Origin of the sequence: Paracoccus sp. M683 (assembly GCF_007096355.1) — a bacterium.
Lineage (GTDB): Bacteria > Pseudomonadota > Alphaproteobacteria > Rhodobacterales > Rhodobacteraceae > Paracoccus.
The window spans coordinates 1-7,445 of sequence record NZ_VKDF01000034.1 but is presented as its reverse complement, the minus strand read 5'-3'; the positions used below and the strand labels follow the sequence as shown (position 1 = coordinate 7,445).

General features: G+C 57.8%; 9 protein-coding genes and 3 pseudogenes. 7 read left to right on the top strand and 5 right to left on the bottom strand.

The features are described 5' to 3' along the window. From FNJ84_RS22520 to FNJ84_RS21270, 5 genes and pseudogenes are all read left to right on the top strand, one after another. A pseudogene (locus tag FNJ84_RS22520) lies at window positions 1–125 on the top strand (esterase); the annotation flags it as partial. Window positions 126–416: 291 nt separating this feature from the next. Next, on the top strand, window positions 417–575 hold the full coding sequence (locus FNJ84_RS22120) for a hypothetical protein (protein WP_185968639.1): 159 nt from the start codon (window positions 417–419) through the stop codon (window positions 573–575). Between the two features lie 161 nt (window positions 576–736). Further along, a complete protein-coding gene (locus FNJ84_RS21280) occupies window positions 737–1,045 on the top strand; it encodes a PRC-barrel domain-containing protein (protein ID WP_143795210.1) in 309 nt (102 codons plus the stop codon). Between the two features lie 24 nt (window positions 1,046–1,069). Beyond that, entirely contained in the window at window positions 1,070–1,276 is a 207-nt protein-coding gene (locus FNJ84_RS21275) for a hypothetical protein (protein ID WP_143795209.1), read from the top strand. A gap of 147 nt (window positions 1,277–1,423) precedes the next feature. Then, complete coding sequence (locus FNJ84_RS21270) at window positions 1,424–1,876, top strand: TspO/MBR family protein (RefSeq protein WP_143795208.1); 453 nt, start codon at window positions 1,424–1,426, stop codon at window positions 1,874–1,876. A gap of 52 nt (window positions 1,877–1,928) precedes the next feature. Here the strand turns inward: FNJ84_RS21270 and FNJ84_RS21265 are convergent, their stop codons facing one another. After that, on the bottom strand, window positions 1,929–2,339 hold the full coding sequence (locus FNJ84_RS21265) for a hypothetical protein (RefSeq protein WP_185968638.1): 411 nt from the start codon (window positions 2,337–2,339) through the stop codon (window positions 1,929–1,931). An 87-nt stretch (window positions 2,340–2,426) separates the two neighbouring features. Between FNJ84_RS21265 and FNJ84_RS21260 the strand changes: the two are divergent. Both FNJ84_RS21260 and FNJ84_RS21255 read left to right on the top strand, forming a co-directional pair. Further along, window positions 2,427–3,401: pseudogene (locus tag FNJ84_RS21260) on the top strand (IS1380 family transposase); the annotation flags it as partial. Window positions 3,402–3,712: 311 nt separating this feature from the next. Next, complete coding sequence (locus FNJ84_RS21255; protein WP_185968637.1) at window positions 3,713–5,134, top strand: PAS domain S-box protein; 1,422 nt, start codon at window positions 3,713–3,715, stop codon at window positions 5,132–5,134. Between the two features lie 38 nt (window positions 5,135–5,172). Here FNJ84_RS21255 and FNJ84_RS21250 read toward each other — a convergent pair whose 3' ends face one another. From FNJ84_RS21250 to FNJ84_RS21235, 4 genes and pseudogenes are all read right to left on the bottom strand, one after another. After that, window positions 5,173–5,712 carry a PRC-barrel domain-containing protein gene (locus FNJ84_RS21250; protein ID WP_143795206.1) on the bottom strand — a complete coding sequence of 180 codons (540 nt, stop codon included), beginning with the start codon at window positions 5,710–5,712 and terminating at the stop codon, window positions 5,173–5,175. 37 nt (window positions 5,713–5,749) lie between these two features. Next, window positions 5,750–5,956, bottom strand: a complete 207-nt coding sequence (locus FNJ84_RS21245) for a CsbD family protein (RefSeq protein ID WP_143795205.1) — start codon at window positions 5,954–5,956, stop codon at window positions 5,750–5,752. A 257-nt stretch (window positions 5,957–6,213) separates the two neighbouring features. Further along, window positions 6,214–7,305, bottom strand: coding sequence for a hypothetical protein (locus tag FNJ84_RS21240; protein ID WP_143795204.1), 1,092 nt, complete (start codon window positions 7,303–7,305; stop codon window positions 6,214–6,216). A gap of 15 nt (window positions 7,306–7,320) precedes the next feature. Beyond that, window positions 7,321–7,445 (bottom strand): annotated as a pseudogene (locus FNJ84_RS21235) (IS5/IS1182 family transposase); the annotation flags it as partial.

The window sequence follows — 7,445 nt, the reverse complement described above, 5'->3', positions numbered from 1 at the left end:
TCTGGGTCATCAATGGCCTCGGCCATGCCTGGTCTGGTGGCGATCATCGCGGCTCCTATACTGATGTGGCCGGGCCGGATGCGAGCGCCGAAATGGTCCGATTTTTCTTTTTGGAAGGTGGGTGAGCCGAAAGCTCCGGCTGGCGGCATGCCCGACATTGGGCGGCTTGGGCTGCATGATGTAATCATCCGCTGTAGCGAGACAGGAAAGGGCGTCCCTCGGGGCGCCCTTTTTTGTTATGTTGCGGACGATGTTAGGAACCGGAGGGATCAGCGCGACCGCTTCGCGGTGTGGCACGAATGCAATAGTCCGGGGGGTCTTTTTTTATCGGCAATAAATCGCCGGCCCTGCACGGCAGACTCGGTTTTTACGGTTACCACTGCTACACTTCATCACCTCAGTGCAAGGAGGATGTGATGGGTCAAAAATTTGTACCTGAGCTTCATGATCCGAATAACCGGAACACTGAACCGCAGACCACGGATACGCTAACGGAGGAAGAGGCCGAGCGTATCTTCAATGCGATGATTGCCGAACTGGATGCGGAAAACTTCGACTGGCATCAACAAAACTAAACAGCCCTTTCAGTCGTGGCTGCGCAATGTCCCTTATTCATGGTCACAGTTCCAAAGATAGGTGTTCACGAGTGACGCAAAGTGGTCACGGGACCGTTACGGAACATCCAGACCGTGCAAAGGTTGGTTGCTCTGTACCTCATCGAGAAAGGAGAACGAGAATGGATCATACCAATCATGTCCGCCTGAACGATAGCGAGTTTACGGAGGCTCTTCTGAATGGCGCTCCGATTTACGGGCCTGACGATGACAATTTAGGCACGATTTCTGAGGTTTATGGGGATGGTGCCGATACTACCGTCGTGGTTGATGTTGGTGGCTTCCTCGGCATCGGGGCAAAGCCGGTGGAGCTTCGGGCAAAAGACCTCGATCTGATGCGCGGCGAAGACGGCGTGGTGCATGGCCATACGCGCTGGACGAAAGATCAACTCAAGGATCTGCCCGAGTACACGCCGCGCAACATTCCATAAACGCTTGGAGGAAGGAGACGTACGATGAGTACCAAGTTCGACCCGAAAGTGGAAAACGAGAAGCATGACGTCGCGCGCGACGCGCAGCGCGACAAGATGGCCAATGCTGACCCTGTTTTGAATCCGAAACAGATGAAGCGCTCCAATGAGCCAAACGCTGGCGGTCAGAATAGAGAGGCTGGCGATCGCAAGGCCCGACAGAACGACCGTGTCACAAATGGTGGCGAGTAAGGCGTGTTTCAAAGTTTCTTGCCGCTTTGCTGAACAAGGCTTCTATCCTGCCCTCGGCCCGCGCCGGGGGCGGGTTTTTTCGTTGCTGGAACTCGCGCGTGCTGGACCGGGCTCCCGCATTTGACTGTTACCTATAAGGACGCGCTCATGTCAGGATTGAAGTATGTGGCGTTTTTCATCCTTGCTGTCGTTGGCAGTGGATTGATCATCGGCTACCTGAATGTGCCAGGGGCGTGGTATGCGAGCTTGGACAAGCCCTGGTTCAATCCGCCGAACTGGATTTTTGCACCTGTCTGGACGCTGCTTTACGTCCTGATTGCAGTCGTGGGATGGCGGACGTGGTTCATCACCGACAAAACCGACCTCAAGGTGCTATGGGCGGCACAGATGCTGCTGAACTTTCTGTGGTCGCCAGCCTTCTTCGGCGCGCAGAAACCTGTCTTGGGATTTATTGTCATTCTTGCACTGCTGGCGACTATTGTCCTGTTCATCGCGCGAGAGAGAAAGGCTGATCCCGCCTCCGCGTTGATGATGCTGCCATATGCAGCTTGGGTCTCGTTCGCGGCCCTACTTAACGCCAGCATTGTTGCCCTCAATTAGGAGAGCCGCTCTTTCGCGCAGAGCAGCTCCCAGACGAGGCGTAGATCCGAGTTTAGGACAGGCCCTCGAGAGCCTTCAAACACGCTGCTTCATCGCCCTTTTCCAAAGCTGCGCGCGCCTTGCTCAAAGCTTCCGAATGTGCTGCCGTTTCAGGAGAGGCATTATCCTTGGAAGTGTCTTCAGCTTCCTGGGCCGCGGTCATTCCGCCACTCTGTTGAGATTGCGCATCCTGACCTGACATCGCCTGATCGGTATCTGGCCCTGAAGTTTCAGACTGGGTGCTATCCATAGGCGCAACTGCAGTCTCTTCAGATGTGGCGGATTCTCCCTCCTTTGCCCTCTCATCAGAGCTCTGGTCGTTGGATGCCGTTCCGGTCGCCTCGCTTGTTGGCTGCTGCAATGGAGCGAGAGTGCCGTCTTTCGCTATACCTTCGTGACTGCCGCCAGCCATCTCAGCCCACATTCCCCAAGTAAATCGCTGATTTTGCTGTCAGGATCTCAATATTTCCGATATAAATCATGGTGTTGATGGCCGTGAGGGGCGCGTTTGATGGATCACCCAGAGGGTGCGGGTTCGAAGCGGGCAGATCGGGTCGAGTTCGACCGCCGGGTGCATGTGGAGTTCCGAGGTGCGCAGCTCAGTTCCGACGGCGGCCTGCTGGTGATGCGCGAGCTGGATGACGCGCTCGGGCTGTCCGATCTGGCGGCAAAAGCATTGCGCGACACCCGGCGCGGCAAGAACACGGTCCACCGGCTTGACGGGTTGTTCCGGCAATCGGTGTTCGGGCGACTGGCCGGATACGAGGATGTGAACGACGCCGACCGCCTGGCCCTCGATCCGGTGATGCGCCAGGTCGTGGGTGGAAGGGCTGTCGATGCGCAAGCGGCCTCGGCCTCGCAGATGGGACGGTTCGAGACCGAGACACTGGCACAGCCCGAGAACCGTGCCGCGCTGGCCGACCTGAATGGCCAATGGATCGACCGGTTCCATGACCGTAACGGGCTGAAGTACATCGTTCTGGACATGGACAGTTCGGTCAGCCCCACCCATGGCGATCAGGAGGGCGCGGCCTGGAACGGGCATTTCGACTGCACCTGCTATCACCCGAACTTTTTGTTCAACCAGTTCGGCATGCTGGAGCGCTGCGCCTTGCGCCATGGCAACGTCCACAGCGCCGATGGCTGGCGGGACGTTCTCGACCCCGTCATCGCCCGCTACGCGGAGCGCGACCTTTGCGGCCGGTTCTTCCGGGCTGACGCCGCCTACGCGATCCCCGCGATCTATGAGCGGCTGGAAGAAGCCCGATTCTTCTACGCCATCCGGCTGCCTGCGAACAACGTCCTGCGCGAGAAGATCGCGCATCGGCTGACGCGCCCTGTCGGGCGACCTTCGCTGACCAAGGTCAAGCGCTTCTACGAAGACTTCGAGTATCAGGCGGCATCCTGGGACAAGGAACGCCGGGTGATCGCCACTCAGCTTCGAGAGCAGAGATTTCCTGAGCGCAATCTGCGAACGACATCGATGAGCTCAGAGCAAAAGTTGCCGTGAGGATTAGCGTCTTGGCAGCGTTTTTCATGGCAGTCTCCTCTTTGTTCGTTTTTGAAGAAGCAAAAAAAGATCCGCGTGCTGAACCAGATGACGGCAAAAATGTTCCCGCCTATCTCAACATTAATTGAAGGTCATATCTTGCTGATCGGCGCGGTTTCCGCTTTTCAGGTCCGCCTGAAGCCGGAGTCGTGCATCGTGATTGCGCTGTGGCTGGATTTTGTGACTATGGCGTCAAGGGCCTGCGTCACAATGCACCCTCGGGCGGAATCAGAGATCAGGGAAGAGGCATGGCGACAGAGAGCATTTCGGACCGCAACGAGATGGCACGCCTGATCGCGGCTCTGGATTGGCACAATTGCGCGCTCGGACCAATGCGCGACTGGCCTGCTTGCTTGCGGGCGGCCGTTGAGTTTGCGCTTCCGGCACATGCGCAGATCGTCATCTTTGCCGGCGATGATTATGTGGCGCTCTATAACGATGCCTATGCCACCACCATCGGCAACAAGCATCCAACGGTGCTGGGTCGGCCAGCGCGTGAAGGCTGGGCCGAATTATGGGCCGATCTCGAGCCGCTGCTGCACGAGGTGAGGACGACGGGGAATACCGTATCCGCCCAGGACCGACCGTTTCACATCGATCGCCATGGCTATGTCGAGACCGTCCATTTCGACATCTCCTATTCGCCGATCCGCGACGAGGGTGGCAGCATCCGGGCCGTGCTGTGCATCGTCGCCGAAACCACCGAACGCGTGAAGGCCCTGAAGGCCGAGCGGCGGCTGTCTGCCATCGTTGCCTCGTCGACCGATGCCATCCTGGGCATGGATCTGGATCGCAACATCACCGCCTGGAATCGCGGTGCCGAAGTGCTTTACGGCTATGCCGAGCATGAGATCCTGGGTCGGCCGGTGACTCTGCTGGTCCCGGACAGCCGTCCCGAAGAGGAAGACCTGATCATGGCGCAGATCATGGCGGGGAACCTGATCGACACCTATGAGACGCAGCGGCGGCACAAGAACGGCAGCTTGATCGATGTCTCGCTTTGCGTCTCACCCATTCATGATCGGCAGGGCCGGATCGTCGGGGCGTCCAAGATCGCGCGCGACATCGGCAGCAAGAAACAGGCCGAACGGTTGCAGCGGCTGTTGATGGGCGAGCTGAACCATCGGGTCAAGAACGTGCTGGCGACGGTGCAGGCGATTGCGAACCAAAGCTTTGGCCGCGACGAGCCGGAACGGTTCAAGCCGTTCTCTGACCGGCTGCGTGCTTTGGCCCAAGCTCATGACCTTCTGATCCAGCGCAGCTGGGAAGGCGCGAGCCTGGCGTCGGTCGTGGACGGTGTCGCCTCGGCATTTGGCCATGAGCGTTTTGATATAGCGGGCCCCGATCTGCATTTACCGCCGCGCGCCGTCGTCACCTTGTCGCTCGCCTTGCACGAACTGGCGACCAACGCCGCTAAATATGGGGCACTCTCGGTGCCTGAAGGGAATATTTCGATCCATTGGGCGTGCTCGACCGAAACCGCCACGTTCCGACTGACCTGGCAAGAGCGCGGCGGACCCACCGTTACGCCACCAACCGAGACCGGTTTCGGCTCGATGTTGATTACCGACGCACTGGCGGCCGAGTTGAATGGCGAGGTCGAACTGCAACATCAGCCTGACGGGACGGTCTGCCAAGTCCGCGCTCCGCTCGATGCGAGTTGGGATTGACAGGGGCGAGGCCTTTTCGGCCTCGCCCCGCCGACAGGTTACTGATTCGGTGCCTCGTACTTAGGCAGGGCCTTGAGTTCGTCTTTTGTCATCGAAACATATGCGCGAATATCGTCGTCGGCATTCTTGTAGATAGCGACTTGGTCAGGGGACAGGGAAACCCGGTGCTCGCCCAGTCCGAGGAAGCCGCCCACGTCTGTCACGATGCCTGTAACCTTGTCATCGCTGCCGATCACCACATCAGCAATTTCCGCGATCTTTGAATCGGCAGGATCGTAGATATCGACCCCTTTGAGTTGATCTCCGGTCACCGATGTCAATTCGGTCATCATGTAGCCCTCCGGCACGACGAGCGCCATGTCCGCAGATCCGGCAGACGGTACGGCCGTGCTTGCGGCGGGCGCTTCTGTGGTGGTGGCCGCAGGGACCTCTGCCGTTGGATCAGGCGCAACCTCTGGCTGGGCTGGATCAACTTCAGTGGAAGGATTGACGGCCTGAGAATCGCCGGTGTTTTGCGCCAGCGCAGGACCAGCGATCATCGCGCTCACCAGCAGTGCAGAAAGAACATTGATATTCATCGTGTTTCTCCAGGTTTTAATGGTGATATGCGGTGAATCAGGCCCTGTCCTTGTCGACAAAGAAGCGATTGATCTCGTCCTCTGCCTGCTCCTTGGTCCAGCCGTACTTCTCTTGCAGCTTGCCCGAGAGTTTGTCCTGCTGCCCGGAAATTTCGGTCAATTCATCATCGGTGAGATCGCCCCACTTTTCTTTGACGCTTCCCTTCATTTGGTCCCACTTGCCTTGAATGATGTCCCAGTTCATGGGGTCTCCTCCTTGGTTGCGTGATTGACGTATGTGGGTCTAAAACGGGTTAAGGCGAGATTTGTTCCAATCTGAGGTGGCCTTCTGGGGAGCGGGACCCCCTGCCCCATTTGAAGCGAAGAAAGCCTTTAGTGGCTTCTTTCGCGCAGAGACTTATCTATCGAAAATAAATATATAGAATTTAACGATATCCCGGCATTCACGCCTGAATGCCGGGGGCTCAAGTCAGAATATAGAGAGACTTGATAATGCTCGCATCAGCGCCGGCTGTGGGTCAAACCGCGCCAGATGCGCCCCTCATCGCGGTGCTCACCGCCCCTGACTGCGCCGATATAGGCAGCGGCAGCAGCGACAAGAGCGGACGCGGCAAGCAGGAAGGCTGTGAGTATTCCAGCCACTCGGGCCTCTTCGGCTGCTGCCTCGGCTTTCGCTTTCGCCTCGTCGACCACTTTCTGGGCCGCGGCCTTCATTTCCTCAAGTTTCGCTTGCGCTTCTGCGACCTTTTTCTCTGCTTCGTCGCGAATTGCCTGGGCTCGTTGCTCGGCTTCGCTCACACGCGCATCGACTTCGGCAGGACTTAACCCGGTTTGTGCAGCCACAACCTGACGAAGATAATTTTTGTCGGCCTCATTAATCTCGCCCGTGCGGATCAGCTGCGTAAGAATTGTCCCGACTTCCTGCTGGGCATCTCCAGTCACTGCAGTCGTTGGACCAGATCCCGATTGCGAAGGGCGAAGCAGAGCGCCGGAAATGTAATCAATCGGATTAAAGTCCATGCCATTTGACAGAGTATCGTCCAGCGTCGGAGCCATTGCCTGACCCGCGCCTTGAGCCACCCCTCCGATGACCTGTCCGGTGCCCGAGGCAATTCCTCCAGCCAATTGTCCTGCGCCTTGCGCGACGCCGCCCACGGCGGTGCCAGCAGCTTCCAGAGTCGTGCTTGCCGCACTGCCCACCGCCTTGACAGTCCCGGTGATCGCGCCCGCAACGACGAAGGCGCTAAGAATGGTTCCAAGTCCCCAAACCACCAGTCCATGCAGGCCGTCCTGAACCTTTACCTCCTCGACGGTGGAACCCTCAGCTCGTCTTCGCATGCGACCCGAAATATAGCCGCCAAGCATATAAACAAGCACCATTGAGATGACGACGAAAAGTGCGGTCAAGATCAAGCCAAACGCACTAATTGATCCTTCATCAAAAGAGATCGAGCCAAGTCCAATTGCGGCCCCAAACCCACTCAGTACGGCTGAGGCGCCGACCGCAACGACAGTTCCCGCAATGACAGCGCCAACATCAACATAACTGCGATCATTGTTCGCAGGAGTTTTTTCAACGATGAGATCTGACATCAGCGCAATCCTAGGTCATGTTGACAAATGACGGAGCCAGAGGCGGATCGACGTGATGTCAATGAAGCCGAGAAAGCTTTCCGCCGTCTTGTCGTAGCGGGTCGCGACACGCCTGGCGTTCTTGAGCTTGTTGAAGCAGC

Bases quoted from the DNA above. Each gene is read 5' to 3' on its own strand.
- FNJ84_RS21240 (WP_143795204.1), bottom strand. From the start codon at position 7,305: ATGTCAGATCTCATCGTTGAAAAAACTCCTGCGAACAATGATCGCAGT.
- FNJ84_RS21265 (WP_185968638.1), bottom strand. From the start codon at position 2,339: ATGTGGGCTGAGATGGCTGGCGGCAGTCACGAAGGTATAGCGAAAGAC.
- FNJ84_RS21245 (WP_143795205.1), bottom strand. From the start codon at position 5,956: ATGAACTGGGACATCATTCAAGGCAAGTGGGACCAAATGAAGGGAAGC.
- FNJ84_RS21280 (WP_143795210.1), top strand. From the start codon at position 737: ATGGATCATACCAATCATGTCCGCCTGAACGATAGCGAGTTTACGGAG.
- FNJ84_RS21270 (WP_143795208.1), top strand. From the start codon at position 1,424: ATGTCAGGATTGAAGTATGTGGCGTTTTTCATCCTTGCTGTCGTTGGC.
- FNJ84_RS21255 (WP_185968637.1), top strand. From the start codon at position 3,713: ATGGCGACAGAGAGCATTTCGGACCGCAACGAGATGGCACGCCTGATC.
- FNJ84_RS21250 (WP_143795206.1), bottom strand. From the start codon at position 5,712: ATGAATATCAATGTTCTTTCTGCACTGCTGGTGAGCGCGATGATCGCT.
- FNJ84_RS22120 (WP_185968639.1), top strand. From the start codon at position 417: ATGGGTCAAAAATTTGTACCTGAGCTTCATGATCCGAATAACCGGAAC.
- FNJ84_RS21275 (WP_143795209.1), top strand. From the start codon at position 1,070: ATGAGTACCAAGTTCGACCCGAAAGTGGAAAACGAGAAGCATGACGTC.